We start from the raw sequence: 19,302 nt of genomic DNA on the forward strand, positions 1-19,302 counted from the left end.
CTTTTGTTGGTAGCATTGATAGCGGATTTTCTATTTCTTTTTCCTGAGATGTCAATTTTCAAATCAATGTTTTCACTTTTCTTGGGATAGTTATTGTAAAAGTAGAACCCAAATCCCGCTCGCTTTTTACCTGAATTGTACCCTTATGCGCCTCCACGATATGCTTTACAATAGCTAATCCCAACCCAGTTCCACCGGTATCTCTACTCCTTGCCCGATCAACACGGAAAAACCGTTCAAATATCCTTGATTGCATATTTTCAGGAATTCCAATACCTGTGTCTGCAATCAAAATTTGAATTGCCTCCTTCTTTCTTGTTACCTCAAGAACTACCTTTCCACCATTCGGTGTATAATTAAAGGCATTACTTAGTATGTTTAGAAATACTTGCTGTAATAGGCCCTCATCACCATCGATTTCGATACTCTTATCAACGGTCCATTGAAAATTAATGTCCTTTTTGTTGGCTTGTTGTTTGACGAGTGGAAGAATCCCTTGCATTAATTTATGTATGTTTACTTTTGTATAATTTAGCTGTTGCTCATCTTTATCTAGTTTAGAAAGTTCTAATAAATCGGCAACTAACACTTGTAACCGTTGACTCTCTGTTAAAATAATAGATAAAAATTGATTTCTTAATTCCTCGTTTTTAGCGGCCCCATCAATTAATGTTTCCGTAAACCCTCGAATAGATGTAATAGGTGTTTTTAATTCGTGAGAAACATTAGCAACAAAGTCTTTCCTCATTTGTTCCACCCGTTTTAATTCCGTAATATCGTGGAGAACAAGAACAGCACCTTTAATGTTTTGTTTATCATTTAACAACGGTGCACTTACAATTTCAACGTGTTTTTCTTTGGTGTCCACAGTACTTGGTGAAATTTCAAATGATTTCTTTATCTTTTCTTCATATAGAAATGTTTCTTGAACTACATGATGTATATTTTCTTCAGCTAGTATCTCATAATACAAAAAACCAATATAATCTTTAGCTTGTCCTCCAAAAATGTGTAAAAACGTTCTATTAATAAGTTGGACATAGCCCCCAGCATCGATCATCATTAATCCACTTTCCATATTGTCGATGACTGTTCTTAATTGGGTATCCTGATTTTTTCCATGTATGGTCATTTCTTGCAAACTCTTTGCTAGAACGTTAAGGGAATGATTTATTTTGGCAATATCCCAATAGTAATTAACAGAGGTTCTTTCATTATAATTCCCTTTAGCAATTTCCTCTGCTACTTTAGCCGTTTGCTTCACTGGTATGATATACCTATCAAATATATAAAAAACAAAGATAGAAAAGGCGGTGAGTCCCCCAACTAGAATAAAGCCAACTATTATTCTGTCTATACCTGATGTAAGCGGAATAATAATGGTTCCAATAATACCTAAAATGATAATTACAATAATAAAATACAGAAGAAACAATCGTGAATTCGATGATTTCATCAAAATGGTTCCTCCATTTTGTACCCCAGCCCCCGAACGGTTTTTATATAAATTGGTTCTTTTGTAATCGGCTCTATTTTTTCCCTCAAATGGCTAACATGCACATCTACGATACGTGTATCGCCGACAAAGTCATAATCCCAAACCGCATTTAAAAGCTGGTCTCTTGATAGTACCTTTCCTTTATGTTTGGCAAGATAGAGTAATAACTCAAATTCTTTTCTTGTAAAGCTTAACGTTTTGTCTTTAACAACTGCCTCATATCGTTCAGGGTAAATCAATATATCACCAATTTTAATTAATGATGCACTTTCTGCACCAAGTGTCCTCCTTAATATTGCATGAATTCTTGCAACTACTTCTTTTGGACTGAAAGGTTTTGTTAAATAATCGTCTGCCCCCAGCTCTAAACCCGATATTTTGTCATCCTCATCACCTTTTGCCGTTAACATAAGTATAGGTGTATCTATTTGTTGTTGTCTTAGCCGCCGGCAAACCTCTGTTCCTTCTAATTCGGGCAGCATTAAGTCCAAGACAATTAGATCAAATGATTGTTCTGTCGCTTTTTTTAAACCTTCTAAACCAGTAAAGGCGATGTCTGTTTTAAAGCCTGCTTGTTCGATATTATACTTCAATAAAGTTACAATTGACTCCTCATCATCCACGATTAAAACCTTTTTATCCATCATATCACCCTCTGCATCATTCTATGTTCATCATACACCGAAAGGAAGGTGTGTGAATACTAGAAGGGTACGCACACACTAATCATAATGAACTAGTGTAAAGTTTTTTACAATCTAATTTAAATCAAAAGATTCACCTTTAACAAGATACATGATACTCTCACCAACATTGGTAATATGATCAGCGAATCGTTCAATATATCTAGCACTAAAAGCCATCTGCATAATATGTTGAATTTTTTGAGGGTTTGTAGCTGTTACTTCTAACATTTCTCGAACTACTTCCCCATACATATTGTCGACTAAATCATCCATTTCTGCTAATTTCCGAACTAACGTAATGTCCTCATAGTCATAAGCCCTAATTGCTAAACCATTCATATCTATAGCTGTCTTTTTCATTTTTTCTAGCACTGGATGTATTTCTACACCATGATTTTCGCCAAGATGTATGGTAGCTTTGGCGATATTTTTAGCATTATCTGCCATCCGTTCCAAATCGGAAGAAATTCGAATAGCAACAATTAACCTTCTTAAGTCTGTAGCAACCGGTTGTTGTTTTGCTATTAGAAGGATTGCTTCATCATTAATCCGTGTATCTAATTTATCTAACTGTTTATCATCTTCAATTATTTGTTTGGCTTCTTCCACGTCTTGATGATACAGAGCATCCACAGCTTCAATTAATGCATTTTCCGCACCATGTGCAAGTTCAATAATCAAGTCCTTTGATTTCTTTAATTCGAATTGAAATTGTTCTCTTGCTACCATATCCGTATCCCTCTTTTCATTTATTAGCCAAATCGGCCAGAAATATAATCTTCTGTTCTTCTATCAGTTGGATTTCGGAATAATTTATTTGTATCAGAAACTTCCACTACCTCACCTTGTAAAAAGAAAGCAGTTTTATCCGATATCCGCGCCGCTTGTTGCATATTATGCGTTACGATAACTATCGTATATTTATTCTTTAATTCTGTTATTAATTCCTCTATTTTCAAAGTAGAAATTGGGTCTAATGCTGATGTCGGTTCATCCATTAAAATTACGTCTGGTTTGGTAGCTAATGCTCGTGCTATGCATAATCTCTGCTGCTGTCCTCCTGATAGACCTCTTGCATTACTGTTTAGGCGATCTTTCACTTCATCCCATAAAGCAACGTCTTTAAGGGTTGATTCAACAATTTGATCTAGTTTTTTCCTATTCCTAATTCCATGAATCCGTGGGCCGTAAACGACATTGTTATATATAGACTGTGGAAATGGGTTGCCCTTTTGGAAAATCATTCCAATGTCTTTCCTTAAATCGACTAAATCAGTTTTTCCATTTAAAATATTCACGTCATTATAGATTATTTCACCAGACATTTTCACAGTTGGAACCATGTTGATCATTAAGTTGAGCGTCTTAATAAATGTTGATTTCCCACATCCGGATGGCCCAATAATTGCTGTTACCTCATTCTTTAACATGGTTAAGTTTAAGTTTTTAAGGGCAGGAAAGTTTCCATACCATAAATTCATATCCTTCACATCAAATACTGTATTTGTTTTCGTTAACACATTACTCATAGTCATCCTCCTCACCCAAATCGTCCTGATATATACTCATCGGTTTTTTGCTGTGAAGGGGCGGTGAAAATTGTTTCAGTATCATCATATTCAATGACTTCCCCATTTAAGAAAAAGGCCGTTTTATCCGATATTCTAGATGCTTGCTGCATATTATGCGTTACAATGACAATGGAATAATCTTTTTTAAGTTGCAAGATTAATTCCTCAATTTTGGCATTCGAAATGGGATCAAGTGCTGATGCTGGTTCGTCCAATAATAATACATTTGGTTCCATCGCAAGTGTTCTGGCAATGCAAAGCCTTTGCTGCTGACCACCTGATAGTGATAAGGCACTTTTATCAAGTCTATCTTTTACTTCATTCCAAAGAGCTGCTTTTCTTAGACTTTCCTCTACTATTTGATCCAATTTCTTTTTCCCCTTAATTCCATAAAACCGTAATGCGTGTGTGATATTGTTATAAATTGACTTGGGATATGGATTAGGTTTTTGAAAAACCATTCCTACCTCTTTTCTTAGCGCAATAACATCGATGTTTTCATCGAGTATATTAACATCTTCATAAATGATTTTCCCTTGGTTGTGTGCGATTGGGATCAAATCATTCATTCTGTTAATACTTCTTAGAAAGGTGGATTTTCCACACCCTGAAGGACCAATTAGTGCTGTCACCGAATTTTTTTCTATATCGAATGTTACTTTTTTTACAGCCTCATTATCTCCATAAAAAATGCTCAAATCTTTTACTCGCAAAATAACTTCTTTATTTGCAGAATCTTTTTTCTGCAGCTTCTTCCCCAATTCCGGTTTTAATTCAATTGACTCTGTCATAACTATTTGCACCTACCCTTTTTATTTGCTAGCCGTTACTTTCCGATTAACGAGTCGTCCAATCCAGCGGGCCAATAAATTAAAAATTAATACGGAAATGACCAATACAGCCGATGAACCGTCAGCAATTCTCTCTACGTCCGGCATAATTCCATTTGTATTAACCGCCCATATATGCACTGACAATGTCTCTGCTGGTCGAAAGAGGTTTAATGGTGACGTTTCTGAAAAAGGATTCCAATTGCCATAATCTAAGTTAGGTGTTGACAAACCTGCTGTAAAAAGCAATGCTGCAGCTTCCCCAAAAACACGACCCGATGCAAGAATTGCTCCAGTTAAGATTCCGGGAAATGCACTAGGTATTAATAATGTTTTTGTCGTATGCCAGTGCGTAATCCCAAGCGCTAAACTAGCTTCTTTTTGTTCAACGGGGACTGATCTAATCGCATCTTCACTGACACGTACCATAACAGGAATGTTGAAAATTGTTAGCGCTAAGGCACCACCAATAATGGAATATCCCCATCCCATCGTGTTGACGAATACAAGTAGACCAAACATACCCACCACAATGGACGGTAGAGATGCAAGCATTTCAATGCACGAGCGAATAAAATTTGTCACCTTACCGGGTTTAGCATATTCAGCCATATAAATTCCACCGAAAACACCTAATGGAACAGTTATCAGCATGGTTACAAATAAAACATAGAAAGAATTAAATAGTTGATCACGTATTCCTCCACCAGCACTTACCGTACTCGAATCTGAAGTTAAAAAGTCCCATGATATTTCTGGAACACCTCTAAATAAAATAAAGGAAAATAATCCAGCTAGTATTAATACGATAATTGCTGCTAATAAAACAAAAACACCTGTAGCTATTCTGTCTGTTACCTTGCTATTCATTAAATCTTCCTCCTAGACGACAAGTAACGAATAATTAAAATAAATAGGAATGAGATAATTAGTAATATTAATCCCATCGACCACAATGTATTGTTTTCCACACTACCATATGTGGTGTGTCCCATATTTAACGTAATAATAGTCGTAAGTGTTGCAGACGGGTCCAACAGCGAAGATGGAAGGTCACGAACATTACCGATTACCATTTGGACGGCAAGTGCTTCCCCAAATGCTCTCGCCATTCCTAAAACAACCGCAGTCAATAGAGAAGGTAAGGCAGCTGGAATTAAAACCTTTCGTATTGTTTGCCAACGTGTGGCTCCTAATGCATAGGACCCTTCACGCAGGTTATTCGGTAACCCACCCATTGCATCTGTAGCAATGGTCGTAATTGTCGGCAATATCATAACCGCTAAAACGATTGTGCCAGTAAGCAAACTAAAGCCAGCTGGCGAGCTATCAAACGTATTCCGAACTAACGGTACTAATACGGTAAGGCCAATAAATCCATAGACAACAGATGGAATACCTACAAGCAATTCAATAACTGGCTGTAATACCCTTTTCCCCCAAGTTGGTGTGATTTCCGTCATAAAAATAGCTCCGCCAATCCCTAAAGGGGCAGCAACTAATGCTGATAGAAATGTGACTGCAAGCGAGCCTACTATAAAAGGTAATGCGCCATATTGGGGGTTTCCACTGGTGGGATTCCAGTCTTTACTCGTTAAAAATTCAATTGGATTTATACTATTTACTATAAAAGACTGTAGCCCTTTTACCGTTAGGAAGGTCGTAATTGAAATCGTTGCAATGATCATGATAAGTGCACAAATTGTAACTAGAAGGCGACCTTTTAATTCACCGTGCGATCCTCTTTTATTTGATTTAAGTAACCTTTCACTTGCTATAGAAGTTGTAGTAGTTTTCATGATATTATTTGCACCCCTAAAATAATCATATTAGGGTAAATGTACAATCAGACACTTACCCTAATGCTTTTACTTCTCAGATTGATTTCCTTCTGCATCACGCTCTACTTGCATTTGTGTAGCACCGATGTAACCTTGTTCTGGAACCAACCCATTTTGAATTTCATCACTCATTAGATACTCTAAAAATTGTTTTGCTAGCCCTGTAGGCTCTCCTTTTGTATAAGAATGTTCATATGCCCAAATCGGAAATTTGCCTGACTGTACATTTTCATCAGTTGCTTCTACTCCATCCACAGATAGAGCAACAACTGAGTCATCTGTAAAATATGAAAATGCCAAGTATCCGATAGCACCGGGAGTTTCGCTGATAATTTTTTTAACTGTATTGGAAGAATCTTCGGTTACACCTTCTGCAGGTGCTGCACCGTCTAAACCAAAGTTAACAAAGGTCGCACGCGTACCAGATGAATCTGGACGATTGACTAATGTAATTTTTTGATCCGCCCCACCAACTTCAGACCAGTTGGTAACTTCGCCTGTAAAAACCTTAATCAAGTCCTCCTTGGAAAGATTATCAACTCCCACTTCTGGGTTTACTGCAGCAGTAATACCTACCACAGCCACTTTGTGATCCACTAACTCATCAGCGGGGATTCCATCTTTTTCTTCAGCGAAAACATCAGAATTACCTATATCTACAGTGCCTTCAGACACTTCACTCAAACCAGTACCAGATCCACCAGCATTAACTGTTATATCTGCTCCAGCATTTTGTGCCATAAATTCTTCTGCGGCTGCTGCAACCAATGGCTGCATTGCACTAGAACCAGAAACTACGATAGAGCCACTATTTTCGTCTGAACTTCCGTTATCTTTTTGTCCATTTTCTCCAGAACCACATGCCGCAAGTAATCCGATTGTTAAAACAAAAAGTAAAGAGACTCCAAATAATTTTATTGTTTTCATTTCTTTTTCCCCCTAATAATTTGGTGTTAAATTTGATTTATTTAACTACAACTAAACCTTAGCATATGAATGTAAACTAACCGTTAATTGAGTGTAAATTTATTGTAAATTTACGAGGAAATTTGCGAGAAAACTTACATCACACCTTATATCAGAAAGGTTATGTATGTTGGTTTGGAATAGGAGATAACTTCCACTAAAACTTGATTTCTTTTTAAGTATCGTTAATAAGCGAGATAAATTAGGTGAAAAATAGCAAACAAAAACGCCCAGAAATCTGGGCGTTCCTTAAATAAAAATCATTTTCATCCAAAATATACTGAAAAAGTTATTTACATGTCCTCAATGCAATCTAAGTACGGATATAAATCTTCATGTACTAGATTGTTCCTTAAATAACCAAGAAGTATAATCCAAATACTAGAATAATTATCATTATAAAGGTTACAAGTGTTAGCACAATCTTTTTTGAAGCCAAAAAAGTTTGATTAACTGTATTAATCTTCCTCATATAATTTATTGTAGCCATTATAATCGTCGCCAAACCTAATATTACTGAGGATATCCCTATAATGTTTGCAATTGCCGTTCGTATCCAAACTAAGAATGTTCTTTCATTTGCTAAGTGTTGCTGGATATACTTTGTCCATTTGGTATCTTTTAATCCTATGTTTCCCCATTAAGATCACCCCCTCAATGGATTTCTCTTTCATTAATTCTGCTAATATAATGTAATTAACGAAAAAAAGGGATCGCTATTAACACCTTTATTATGAAAAAATTATCAATAAAATAACATGTACATCCTCATTTCTTCCCATTCTTTTTCTTATCGGATTTCCTATTTTCCAGTACTGGCTTATCGTTGTACCTGTCCGTTGTAACTTTACGACGATAAATTATTAAAATAATCGCTCCAACAACAAGTAATAATGAAATAATTTGTGCAGTTCGAAGCTCACCAAACACATATAAACTATCAGTGCGCATTCCCTCAATAAAGTAGCGGCCAATTGAATAAAAGATTGCATAGCTTAAGAAAATTTCTCCTCGTAATGGATTGTATTTGCGTAGAACTATAAGGAAAACAAACACAAGAATATTCCAAACTGATTCAAATAAAAATGTTGGATGATACATCACACCCTCAATCGTCATCTGGTTCATAATAAAATCGGGAAAATACTGATAGAAATTTTCATAAGTAGATTCCGAAATCGGTCCCCCATGAGCCTCCTGATTCATAAAATTTCCCCAACGACCAATTGCCTGTCCCAAAATTAAACTCGGTGCTATAATATCTGCCAATTGCCAGAAGGAAATATTTCTCATGTGGGAAAAAACAATTGCTGTTAATATTCCACCAATTACAGCACCATGAATCGCAATTCCACCTTCCCAAATTGCAAAAACACCCCACCATGGTCCATCTACATAACGTTCCCATTCAAAAGTCACATAATAAATACGAGCACAAATAATTGCGATAGGGATAACAAAAACTATAAAATCAATCAATATGTCTTTTTTTAAACCAAGTCGATCTGCCTCTTTAGATGCTATATACAATCCTAAAAACGCACCAAATGCAATGATAACACCATACCAATAAACGGTTAATGGGCCAAGCTCAATAAATACACGATTTAACGGTGCTGCACTATATACCAATGAAATCTCTCCTCTTCTTTACTGTCTTCTCTTGTCATTCAAAATTTATAACTTTAAATTCAAGAAATTACAGTCTCATGACCTTCAATAATTGCCATCGGTTTTCTATAATTCACTTTGCTTATGAATATCGGTTATAGCAACCTCTCCTAAAGGGATTATAAACGTCCCAGAGGATATTTAAAGTTTAAAATAACCTATTACTAATAATATCACCAACCCAAGCAATCCAAATATGGCAGTAGTTAGTATTCCTTATATCCATTACTGCGAACCGTACTCTCCCCAACATCTAAATCTTTGTACCTTTCTTTGAGCCAGTCATAAACTTATGCACCTGGTAAATCCGAATGTTCGCTTAACCGTGTATGGATAAGCATTTCATATGGATCTAATTTTTTAGTTCTCATTTTAACGGGATCCATCCATTTCGCCATATCTTACGGGGATTTATCAATTAGTATACCGTAGTTCTCGAGATACCAAGTTTTCTGGCGATCCTACGTATTTTAAATCCCTGTTGTTTTAATTGATAGATTTCCATTTACACTTTCCACTTTTCCACCTTTCCTAACTCACTCCAATTACTATGTGAGTTATACAACAAATGTATTATATAGTAACGAAGGCCAAATATTAATAGGGGAGACGGGCCAACGCGCGACGCATTTAAAAGACGTAAGGCATTTAATATCACAATAATAGCAGCTCCAGTATCACTTAATACGGCCATCAATAGCGTAAGGACGCCTGGAATTATAAGGACAAATGCCGCAAGTTTAATAATTTAATTAAAGAAAACTAGATATTTTGTTTGATCACCAATGCTTTTCTACTTAACTTAACCGTATGCCGTACTTTTCCAAGAATATTTGCCATTAAAACTATATCAGCGGTTTCCATTGCAGTATCTGCTCCTGCACTACCCATTGCTATTCTTAGATCTGTGTTGGCAGTCCCGGCTCATCATTTTTTCCATCACCAACCATGATAACTTATTGAATTTCATTTTGTAGTTGTTTAATTACTTTTACCTTATTTTCTGACATTAGCTTCGCAAAATGGCGATTTACTTTCGTCTTATTGGAATCATTTTTGCCGTACCTTCATTATCACCTGTTAGCATGACAAGTTGCTTCATCGACTTGTTATAATTCATTTAAACTATATTTAATCTTGCAATAAATTAATTTCCTACTTCTCCCAAAATCCCTATAGCAATAGGTTTTTCTTGTTGTTTTTTCAAGCGTTGTGGTATGCTTTTTGCCGGGTTTCATTCACGATAGGAGGTAATATCCAGTTGATCCATGACTTCCTGTGTAAGGGCTTATCGGTTTTAAGGGCTGTGTAGATCTGGCGGATCTGAAAATTTTTGGTGTTGTAAGGATTTTAGCTGGCTTCGGTTAGTTGCTTAAGATGGGAAAATAAGCGTTGACTGGGTTTAATCCATATTTGCTACGTTTCGTACTTGTCCCCCTTTACTTTAAATTCGTGTTTTGATACGCTTTTGCAAAGAAAGACAAAGAGTCAAGACCGATCGATTCCCCAGTTGTAGAAGATGGAGGTATTCTTGCTTTTTAGGATAAACAAAAAGACGACCTCGTTTAGAAGTCGTCACCTCACTAAATTTTAGTAAAAGAATGGCTAATCATTTGTAATTTTTTCGTTTTCACAAATTCCTCCATATGTCTTAGCATTTCATTCATTCTTCCATCTGCCTTTTCCTTTCGAGTTGAACCGGAACCAGTAAATTCTTCATAGTTGGTCGTAATTCGAGGCTCGCTGTTCTTTTTCGGTTTAAAAGCATGTTTGAAATCAACGGCCCACTCAGAAAACCCTTCGCTGGAAACATTCATTTCTATTGCTTTTAACCCCGTTATTAAAGTTATTGGAAAGTGTACTTTCTTCAGTAGTAATGTTTCTTTCTTATCAAAGCAGTTAACCAGATAATCCATTCCTTGTTCAACCTTTTTAAGTAATTCCGACTTGTATTCTAGATCGTCTTTAAACGTAACGGAGTAATCTGATAATGTTTTCTGAGATACGTTGTTATACTCAAATGAATTGTCTATCATCATCATGGTTTGAATAATGGCAGCTAAATGTCCATCTGCTTTCAGTTGTGTTTTTGAAAAAGCTCCAAATTCCTGAATCAGTTGATGATTCCCAAGCTCTGTTAACCTTATAGCCCATTTTGTACCCATCAAAGCCTTTGCTTTTTGTTGTGTTGTTAAGGCAGAACCATTATTCATCCGAAAAAATAAATCTTCTATTTCTTCATCCGTTACCATATCACCATCTAGGGTATAGGTTAGAATGGATCGTGATAGAATCATATCTTGAACTTCCTCGTCCAATTCAGAAAACAACTTTCCAGCGATTTCATAATCCTCGCCATCAATGGTAGTTTCCGGTGTATCATCATGTAGTTTGAATTGATCCTCTATGAAATCTTTCATTGTCGTGATACGTTGTTTACCATCCAAGATATATCGGACAACAATCATTTTTGGTTGTCTTTTTCCATTCTTTTCAACCATAATTTCTTCCTTTTCACCTAATAAATAAACTGGTGGAATAGGGTAATTGTGTGTAAGAGAATGGATCAAGTAAGACTTTTGCAAAGGTTTCCATTGACCGCCTGAACGTTGAATTGGGTAATCAAATTTTAATGTACCATTGCTACTCATTTTTACCAGCTGTTTAACATTCCAACTAATGTTTTTTATTTCCAAATTGTTTCTCTCCCTTTTTTAGAAATGGTTATCCCTTCTTGATGTTCACCGAATAAGGATAATAATTCCATAGACTTCCTTTAAAATTTTTCACATAAAAAAAGGAGACTAGATACTAGATCCACTCTCCTTTTTTACAAACCTATTTATGATTAAAAGCCTATCTTACATTGACAGTAACCTTAAATGGAACTACTGATAATTATTTCTTTTAATGTTTTAAGGTTTGTTTCCGTTAGTTTAGTATCAGAAACGAAATAACCATTTTGATTTACCAGTCCTAACGTTATTCTTCCTTCCTGCTCGAATAGATTTACAGAGTAGCCATTAGGAAAGGTCACCTCAAATTCTTCCTTATGATAGTATTTTTTTATTTCAGATTCTGTTGCTTTTCTGTATCCTTCTTGGGCATTAATTATTTGTTTATGGGTTTCATTGGTAATATGAATAACCACTCCATAGTTGTCATTAATAGCATAGTCTCCAATTTTAAACATGTAATCACTCCTTCACGCTTTAAGTTAAGGTACTAAAAAATAGAAAGTAGGTATATTAGCACCAACTCCATTTACACAGTGAACGCTGGTCAGAAAGATAAATCATTATTCGAAGTGTTAATCGGCTGATTTTGAAATGGATTTCCCTGGTTTTGATTGTTTTGTTGATAAGGGAAACCCTCATTACCATTCCCTTGTTGCTGGTAAGAGTTCCCTTGACTTTGCTTATTTTTAGACTCTAAAAATGTCACCTGATTAACCAAAATCTCCGTAACGAACACTCGTTGACTTTGCTTATTTTCATAACTTCTCGTTTGAATGCTGCCCATTACACCAACCTGTGACCCTTTCTTCATAAAGCTGGCTAAGTTTTCCGCTTGTTTGCCCCAAACGACACAATTAGCAAAATCAGCTTCATATTCCCCGTTTTGATTTTTATAGGTGCGATTTACAGCCAGTCGGAAGTTTCCAACTGCTTTCCCTTGTGGTGTATAACGTAAATCCACATCTGCTACCATTCTACCTACTAAAGTTACACTATTAATACTCATTTTTAAACCCCTTTCAAAACTAGCATTTGCTAGTTACCTAGATTTTCCCACCTCTAGGCAAAGTGGTTATTTTTCAAATTGGAAATGGCGATTTGATCCCTATTTACCAAACTTTCTAGTTTTGACATTTTGTGAATAAATAAGATAATCACAAACAGGTTTTGAAATTCAAAATCACCACTTTGATATATGGTATCGTAAGCGATTCTAGCCATTTCCTTGCCCTGAACTGACCAATTTTCTTTTTTGGTGGAATTCCATTGCTGCATGATTTTTTTGGCAAGATTGTTCACTTTTGATTGCTTGCAAATCTCAACAAACCATCCAAAATGTTTTTTCCTTTCAGCCTCGATTGGAAAATGCGTAATAAGCGTAACCAATGCATAATGTATCATTAGTTCCTCATATTCATAAGTTTTCCAATCCTTTATAACCTCATTTTTCTGCTCTTGAAATAGTTCAAAATGGAGGCGTTTTTTATCCTGCCAACCAATTTCTTGTAATTGATCGGGTGATAAATTATAAGCAGGATGAAGGTTTTTCTTCCGCTTACCAAAATATTTTTGACGAACGGTTTCATAAGATTGATCAGAGAGCAAGGCCTCAAATTGCAATACGCCTCCACCTTCTCGGCAATACCAACATTTAAACACATTATCCCTTGTATTTAGTGATAAATAATACTTCTTTTCATTTTCTGGCAAGCTATCTTGTTTACAAAAAGGGCATTTGAACAGTGATTCCTTTTTACCATATGTGCATGGATCACTTGCGAGTCTATACGTTGCTGCTATATCAAGGATAGAAGGGAGCATAATTGTACCCCTTTCTTACGCTGATCGAACATTCTTAACTTCATCAATATAAGCTAAGAATGTAAATCCGTTTTCTTCTCCAATTTTAGCGACAAACGCATCTCCTTGATTGATCTTTTTTGCATCACTCACAGCTCTCTCGGTACGGGCGAAAATCGGCTGTTCTTTTCCTTCAACATAGAGTTTCATAAATTCTGTGCCATTAGGTGCCTGACCTGATTCTTTATTTAACAAAACAAACTTACTATTGTTACGTGATGGAACGGGTTCTAGTTTTTGTCCCTGGCTAGTTGATTGCGGTTGGTTTGCTTGTTGATTACCGGTTTGACTAGCTTGCTGTTTAACAACATTCAGCCATTTCATTAGTTTATCTTTTACTGCATCAAATTCATTCAATGTTAGTTCATTAAGAGGTTTACCTAATGAATCGATAATACTATCTGGTTCAACATTTTTTACATTTGCGATTTCGCTTACGATAGTATTTAAATCATTAACTTGTACGAACGTTACACGATTTTCGATTGCAGTTTTTACTTGTTCCGTTTTCTCAATTTGTTGACCGGATGTGTTGTTAGCCACGTTTTGAATTGGTGTGTTTTGAATTGTGTCCTGAGCAGGCGTATTTTGGTATATATTCTGGATTGGCGTTTGTGGAGGGGTTTCCTCGTCATTAAATGCCATTTCCTCTTTGGTATACAATCCACCTAATGGAAATTGCCTGCGAAGGACAAACACTTCTGCAACTTTAACAATCATGGCAGATGGCATTTTGTCCCATGTATTTCTTTTTCCTGATTTTGAATTGATTGCCGAGCTGTTTGCTTGGTAATATTCATTAAAGTCAACAAAAACTGCCACTGGTCTGAATTTGGAATGGTGCATTACCGCGTATGCTCCTATAATCCCCCCTCGTTTTTGGCCGAATTTATGGTGCACTTCACCTTTTGAAGGCATGAACTCAAATTCATCCCCTTCCTTAACGACATTTGCGATAGGTGCGCCAACGTATCCTTCTTGTCTGGTTGCTACCCGTAGCAATCCATCTCTTGTGGTAATAAAGTTAACCCGATCACCGTACTTTTGAAACACAATATCGTTTAACAATGGATTTAGCCCAAAGGTTTCACAAATCTCAATAAACTGATAGGCTTCCTCATTTGTTCCATTTTGCGGTGCAACAAATCGACTGAAAATTAACCCCTTCTGGTCATTGGTAAACGTTAATGCCTTTTCCATTTATTATCATTTCCTTTCAAAATATTTTTTGTCTATACAGAATACCGCTATTGTCCTCCTTTCATTAATGGTTTTTAAACACAAAAAAAACGACCAAATCCATAAAGGATTCAATCGGTTTTTAAGCGTTCTATATATAAACACATTAAAAATGTGTTTAATAGCAATAGTATGTCGAAACATTTTTCTACTCAATAAATGAGCCATCCTCATAACAGGAGAATGTTAATAATTTTGTGTGCTTCTCTTTCTGGAAAGGAAAGTATAACACTTTTCACCGAGTGGGCGAACCTAAAAATAAATCTAATAATTATATTATATAGAACTTGTATTTTATTTTCAAGGTATTAGAGGATGAGGTATGTGTCAAATTAAACATTTGTTTTCCATTGTACTCCTTTATTCGATATTAGTTTTAAAGGAATGAGATCCATGGAAAGAAAAAATCGAAAACATTTAGTCGGGTTCGGAACCTTAAAGGATTTGATCAAACATGCTAAGGTTTGTCACATTGAATTAAGGCCCAAGTTAATTCAATAAAAATCTATAAAAAAGGGATAACTAAATTCTTTCCTATATTGAATAATAATTTCAATTGGTGCTTTGTTATTATTTTTAGTACTCAAACTATCTTCGCTTTTTATATATCCTTCATACCAAGTTTGTTCTTTATTATTCATCTTTTGCTCTGCTGTCCCTTTAAAATAAATTTCAAAGCCGTTCTTATTGTAATGTTCAAATACCTCTTTTTCGCTCAGTTGCGTCGATATTTTTATGTATGAAACAAGAGTTGGATATCCTCCACTTCCCCAAGGACCTCCTCCGTATAAAACTCCATAATCAAATTTTTTTCCAACGACTTCTGTTTTTTCGGGTAACTCATATTGGAAAAGTGTATTTGCATATTTTTTAGCGTAGACATATTCCTGACCAATAAAAAAATAAAAGATAAAGAATACACCTAATCCAAGAAAAGTAACGGTTAATACTAATATTGTTTTTCTGTTCAGTTTCATAAAACACCACCTTATTTTGTTCAATTATCCTGCGCGTTACTTTGAGTACATTTCCCCATCAAAATTGCCCAATCCTACAATACAGGGCGCAGATCTTTGTTCGTACGAATAGGTAAGGGTTTGAAGTTATCGCTCCCTTCCCCACGTTCACACCGTACGTGAGACTTTCACCTCATACGGCGTTCCAACTAATCCAATTCAATTTAATTATTAACACTCTCAATACTATGTGTTTGAATTCTTCTGTTTCAATAAGTCGGTGCGGTCCAGTGGAAGGTGAACCTCTATTAGTCTTACAAGAACCTTATTGCCCGTTAAAGATTTGTCTTGCATGATTAAATGAAACTTTTATTAGCTTAGTGGGTATCCCTCCACGTCAATACACGCTTCAACGGTACTGTGCCATACAATAACTATTCTCATTATTGTTTTCCTTATCACCTAATAAGTGAAATAATTCTATAGACTTTTTAGTAAAGTCTTTGTTATTGAATTCTTGAATATGTCTACTCATAATACTATCAATTTTTATTGCTATGTCATTTTCACATGTGTAAAGACGAATATTTCCGTCACCAACATATACATTTTGATTGTCATTATCCATCTACTACATTCCCCCAAATACAGCTTCCCCTACAGGGTTCAGTCTGTTGATAAAAATTGCAAACTGCAATAAACCAGCCTGTCACTTTTGGTGACTTGCACCTGTTTTTAGTATTACTTTGCACAGGGGTCAAATAAAAAATGTCGCTTGCTACGCCAACCCCTTAATTTTTTTGTGCCATAATCCGGCCCATATATTCAATATTGACGACATTCCTTGTTAGTGAATACCGCCCTTTAATGGAACGACCTATTATAAAAAAGCGATTGCTGCCACAGCAAAAATTACAGCTATAATTATCCAAAAAATCAATGGTGTGATAAGTTCTTGTGATACATATTTTGTTTCTTGTTTCTTTTTTTCTACCAAAATCTTTGTAACCAAAATAACCAAAGACCTATTGAACCACCAATTATAGGCATTAAAAAGTAGAATAGTTCAAAAGACCCCTTCTCGAGAGTAAGAAATAGAAAGTACAAATAAAACCTCGGGAACAATAAAAATAACCAGAGATTGTTTTAGAAAACGTGATGAATTTAACTGCAAGATAAACACTCCTTATTCAACAAAATTGCCCTATTGTTCATTATTAGTACTACATTAATAGTACTATTACTTATTTCTTAAGCACCTATGGCTAAAATAAACTAATTCGGAATTAAATTACAGATAAATTAATATACTTTACTGTATTTATTTAATCTTGAAGGGATGGATGTTTAAATGTCTTATGTAAAACTTGTTGAAAAATTTGATTTAGATTTTCTTAAACAAATGAATAAGCAGCTAAACGATATTCAATTGTGGGCTACTTGCCAAAGATGTGATGAACATAACCTTTATCATGTAATTGATAACTTATGTCGGGTTGCCGGAATGTACAATGATGTAATTAAACAGCATATTAGTGATGGATATGTCACTACGGGAGATCCACAGGATTACATTAATAGTAAAATGACAACACCCAATTATGTATACCAAGAATTCAAGGGGGAGTCCATTTAGGATTCCTTTTATTTATAAATTCTTCATACTATCTAGTAACCGGTTTTTCGCTCCACTTGATGATTCGAAATATACAAAGGACAAATGTTCTGGTTATCCTTTCAAATCGTTGTAAAACAATTGCGCACGATTGTTTTAAAAATTATTAATCACTTTGTTCATTATTTTTTTTGCTATTACAAATGAAATCACTGCGGAAATAACTAAAAATAGAGCAAGAATTACATATGTTGCACCCTCCCACCCTAATATTCTCAAAACCGATATAAAAAAGACGCAGATTCATTTTCCTAAACAACCACGTAACCAATAATACAGCTAACCCATCAGTTTATAGCCATGGTCATGTGTAAAGCTTTTGGTTTGCAGACTCGAAGGTGTTTTTAAGATTTATTTTACGTTTAAAGTTTCCTCTGGAAGTTATGATTGTTAATGTATGAATCCCCGGTTGGATACTTTCTTTATCATGCATCCAAAAATGAAGATGTCCTCGTTCACTCGTATATGGTTCAAGCGTAAATATTGGTTTTAGATAATGTAAAGGATCATGAGAACTGCCAAATAAGATTTCATTGCCATTTTCTGGAGTAACTTTGTATGTAGGATTTGTATATGAATAAGAATTAAAATACACAGCCCCTTCCATCCTAAATTCCAAAATGGAAAGTGGAAGCGAGCTATTATTGGTTATTATAATTTCTAATAAAGTGATACTTGTCATATTAGGCTCGTGGCTTTTATTCTTCGATGTATTTAACGCTAACGACCCATCATACGATTTCAATATCCAATTTCTATCTTCCTGAAGTTGATGAATTTTAATTTTAGCATTGCTTCTCCAAAGACTCGTCATGGCAACAATTATTGATATAATCAACGAAAAAATACTAAAAACAGCTGCTATAATTTCATTTGTCATTTAACCGCTTCCTTCTCAAATACTTACACTCTTTTCAAGGTTGGGCCCGATTATTTGTTCCAGATAAGCGCCCGATTGCTTAATACCGCACATTTATCCAACCACCATCCTCTAGAAAGTCATCTCTTGTAAATAGACGATTGGAAATCAATTGTCGGTAAGATGTGATAGTCCCATCGTGAGAAACAATATAGGCTTTTCCCTTTGATTGTTGTTTACACCAACCAAAAAACTTTTCACCAAGAACTTTGAATTTTCTGTCAGGAAAAGCATTTATACCATAGTCCATAATTCGGTGGAATAATGTTCATCCAAGGCAAAGATGGGGAATTCTTTTTTTATATTTTCTATCTCTATAATTTCGTCACACGGAAGCGTCTGCCCTCCTGTTTTTTGCGGAAACAACCTAGGTGATACCATTGGACTTATAATTTTTTCGCATATTGTATTATTACTCCAAATAAGGGCGGTTTCCATCGTTCTCCTCATAGGGCTTACAACAATAAAATCGTTTTCAGACAAGGGGAAATGATGTCTTAACAATTTAGCTTGTTCTATGCCTTTTGGGGTTAAAGATGGATTTTTGATAAGTAAGCTATCTGGGGGATTCAGTGTATGAATTCCCTGACCGTGTCTTATAAAAGTTAGATCCAAGTTTCCCACCAACCTTTATTTAAAATCAATTATTTTTTCACATAATGGCCCGATTGAAGCATAACCTTTATACCGTTAAAGCGCCCGATTGCTGTATAGTAGCAAATACAAAAGTATTACAAAATAAACCTTTTATATCGTAGGCTCAGCTATTGATGGGTTAACTTTTCATCATTTCCTTCAACACTCTGGGATTCCGTTTAGCCATTTCCCACTGGTTATCCAAACCGATAATCT

Annotated in this window: 21 protein-coding genes and 1 pseudogene; 1 reads left to right on the forward strand and 21 read right to left on the reverse strand. The window is 35.4% G+C overall.

What is annotated here, in order from left to right; genetic code table 11:
* Positions 1 to 58: 58 nt before the first annotated feature.
* The 19 genes and pseudogenes from pnpS to WMZ97_RS16295 all read right to left on the reverse strand — a co-directional run bounded on the left by pnpS (position 59) and on the right by WMZ97_RS16295 (position 16,484).
* Positions 59 to 1,456 (reverse strand): two-component system histidine kinase PnpS, encoded by a 1,398-nt coding sequence (pnpS, locus tag WMZ97_RS16205; RefSeq protein WP_343273136.1) that lies wholly within the window; start codon positions 1,454 to 1,456, stop codon positions 59 to 61.
* On the reverse strand, positions 1,456 to 2,142 hold the full coding sequence (locus tag WMZ97_RS16210; RefSeq protein WP_343273203.1) for a response regulator transcription factor: 687 nt from the start codon (positions 2,140 to 2,142) through the stop codon (positions 1,456 to 1,458). The genes pnpS and WMZ97_RS16210 overlap by 1 nt, the downstream gene beginning before the upstream one ends.
* 114 nt (positions 2,143 to 2,256) lie before the next feature.
* Positions 2,257 to 2,913 carry a phosphate signaling complex protein PhoU gene (phoU, locus tag WMZ97_RS16215; protein WP_343273137.1) on the reverse strand — a complete coding sequence of 219 codons (657 nt, stop codon included), beginning with the start codon at positions 2,911 to 2,913 and terminating at the stop codon, positions 2,257 to 2,259.
* A 23-nt stretch (positions 2,914 to 2,936) separates the two neighbouring features.
* A complete protein-coding gene (gene pstB / locus WMZ97_RS16220) occupies positions 2,937 to 3,713 on the reverse strand; it encodes a phosphate ABC transporter ATP-binding protein PstB (protein WP_343273138.1) in 777 nt (258 codons plus the stop codon).
* An 11-nt stretch (positions 3,714 to 3,724) separates the two neighbouring features.
* On the reverse strand, positions 3,725 to 4,546 hold the full coding sequence (gene pstB / locus WMZ97_RS16225) for a phosphate ABC transporter ATP-binding protein PstB (protein ID WP_343273139.1): 822 nt from the start codon (positions 4,544 to 4,546) through the stop codon (positions 3,725 to 3,727).
* Positions 4,547 to 4,567: 21 nt separating this feature from the next.
* Positions 4,568 to 5,455: a phosphate ABC transporter permease PstA gene (gene pstA, locus WMZ97_RS16230; protein WP_343273140.1), complete on the reverse strand. Its 888-nt coding sequence runs from the start codon at positions 5,453 to 5,455 to the stop codon at positions 4,568 to 4,570.
* A complete protein-coding gene (gene pstC / locus WMZ97_RS16235) occupies positions 5,455 to 6,384 on the reverse strand; it encodes a phosphate ABC transporter permease subunit PstC (protein ID WP_343273141.1) in 930 nt (309 codons plus the stop codon). The genes pstA and pstC overlap by 1 nt, the downstream gene beginning before the upstream one ends.
* A 69-nt stretch (positions 6,385 to 6,453) precedes the next feature.
* The gene (locus tag WMZ97_RS16240; protein ID WP_343273142.1) at positions 6,454 to 7,353 is read right to left on the reverse strand and encodes a phosphate ABC transporter substrate-binding protein; all 900 of its coding nucleotides are present in this window, start codon (positions 7,351 to 7,353) and stop codon (positions 6,454 to 6,456) included.
* A gap of 391 nt (positions 7,354 to 7,744) precedes the next feature.
* Positions 7,745 to 8,023, reverse strand: coding sequence for a YidH family protein (locus WMZ97_RS16245; RefSeq protein ID WP_343273204.1), 279 nt, complete (start codon positions 8,021 to 8,023; stop codon positions 7,745 to 7,747).
* 137 nt (positions 8,024 to 8,160) lie between these two features.
* The gene (gene lgt, locus WMZ97_RS16250) at positions 8,161 to 9,024 is read right to left on the reverse strand and encodes a prolipoprotein diacylglyceryl transferase (RefSeq protein WP_343273143.1); all 864 of its coding nucleotides are present in this window, start codon (positions 9,022 to 9,024) and stop codon (positions 8,161 to 8,163) included.
* 457 nt (positions 9,025 to 9,481) lie between these two features.
* Positions 9,482 to 9,568, reverse strand: a complete 87-nt coding sequence (locus WMZ97_RS16255) for a helix-turn-helix domain-containing protein (RefSeq protein WP_343273205.1) — start codon at positions 9,566 to 9,568, stop codon at positions 9,482 to 9,484.
* Positions 9,569 to 9,694: 126 nt separating this feature from the next.
* A pseudogene (locus tag WMZ97_RS16260) lies at positions 9,695 to 10,165 on the reverse strand (HAD-IC family P-type ATPase); the annotation flags it as partial.
* Between the two features lie 481 nt (positions 10,166 to 10,646).
* Positions 10,647 to 11,759, reverse strand: a complete 1,113-nt coding sequence (locus WMZ97_RS16265; RefSeq protein WP_343273144.1) for a DUF262 domain-containing protein — start codon at positions 11,757 to 11,759, stop codon at positions 10,647 to 10,649.
* Between the two features lie 182 nt (positions 11,760 to 11,941).
* Positions 11,942 to 12,256 carry a hypothetical protein gene (locus tag WMZ97_RS16270; RefSeq protein WP_343273145.1) on the reverse strand — a complete coding sequence of 105 codons (315 nt, stop codon included), beginning with the start codon at positions 12,254 to 12,256 and terminating at the stop codon, positions 11,942 to 11,944.
* An 89-nt stretch (positions 12,257 to 12,345) separates the two neighbouring features.
* Positions 12,346 to 12,807, reverse strand: a complete 462-nt coding sequence (locus WMZ97_RS16275; protein WP_343273146.1) for a single-stranded DNA-binding protein — start codon at positions 12,805 to 12,807, stop codon at positions 12,346 to 12,348.
* Positions 12,808 to 12,860: 53 nt separating this feature from the next.
* Positions 12,861 to 13,511, reverse strand: coding sequence for a hypothetical protein (locus WMZ97_RS16280; protein WP_343273147.1), 651 nt, complete (start codon positions 13,509 to 13,511; stop codon positions 12,861 to 12,863).
* Positions 13,512 to 13,637: 126 nt separating this feature from the next.
* Entirely contained in the window at positions 13,638 to 14,861 is a 1,224-nt protein-coding gene (locus tag WMZ97_RS16285) for a RecT family recombinase (RefSeq protein WP_343273148.1), read from the reverse strand.
* Between the two features lie 533 nt (positions 14,862 to 15,394).
* Positions 15,395 to 15,877: a hypothetical protein gene (locus tag WMZ97_RS16290; protein WP_343273149.1), complete on the reverse strand. Its 483-nt coding sequence runs from the start codon at positions 15,875 to 15,877 to the stop codon at positions 15,395 to 15,397.
* A gap of 388 nt (positions 15,878 to 16,265) precedes the next feature.
* On the reverse strand, positions 16,266 to 16,484 hold the full coding sequence (locus tag WMZ97_RS16295) for a hypothetical protein (protein WP_343273150.1): 219 nt from the start codon (positions 16,482 to 16,484) through the stop codon (positions 16,266 to 16,268).
* A gap of 723 nt (positions 16,485 to 17,207) precedes the next feature.
* On the opposite strand from WMZ97_RS16295, the gene WMZ97_RS16300 reads away from it, so the two are divergent.
* Entirely contained in the window at positions 17,208 to 17,492 is a 285-nt protein-coding gene (locus tag WMZ97_RS16300; protein ID WP_343273151.1) for a hypothetical protein, read from the forward strand.
* Positions 17,493 to 17,835: 343 nt separating this feature from the next.
* On the opposite strand, the gene WMZ97_RS16305 is transcribed toward WMZ97_RS16300, so the two are convergent.
* Both WMZ97_RS16305 and WMZ97_RS16310 read right to left on the reverse strand, forming a co-directional pair.
* Entirely contained in the window at positions 17,836 to 18,411 is a 576-nt protein-coding gene (locus WMZ97_RS16305; RefSeq protein WP_343273152.1) for a hypothetical protein, read from the reverse strand.
* A gap of 273 nt (positions 18,412 to 18,684) precedes the next feature.
* Entirely contained in the window at positions 18,685 to 19,065 is a 381-nt protein-coding gene (locus tag WMZ97_RS16310) for a histidine phosphatase family protein (protein ID WP_343273153.1), read from the reverse strand.
* Positions 19,066 to 19,302: the final 237 nt, after the last annotated feature.

The sequence above is a fragment of the Lentibacillus songyuanensis genome, assembly GCF_039548255.1.
Lineage (GTDB): Bacteria > Bacillota > Bacilli > Bacillales > Amphibacillaceae > Lentibacillus_C > Lentibacillus_C songyuanensis.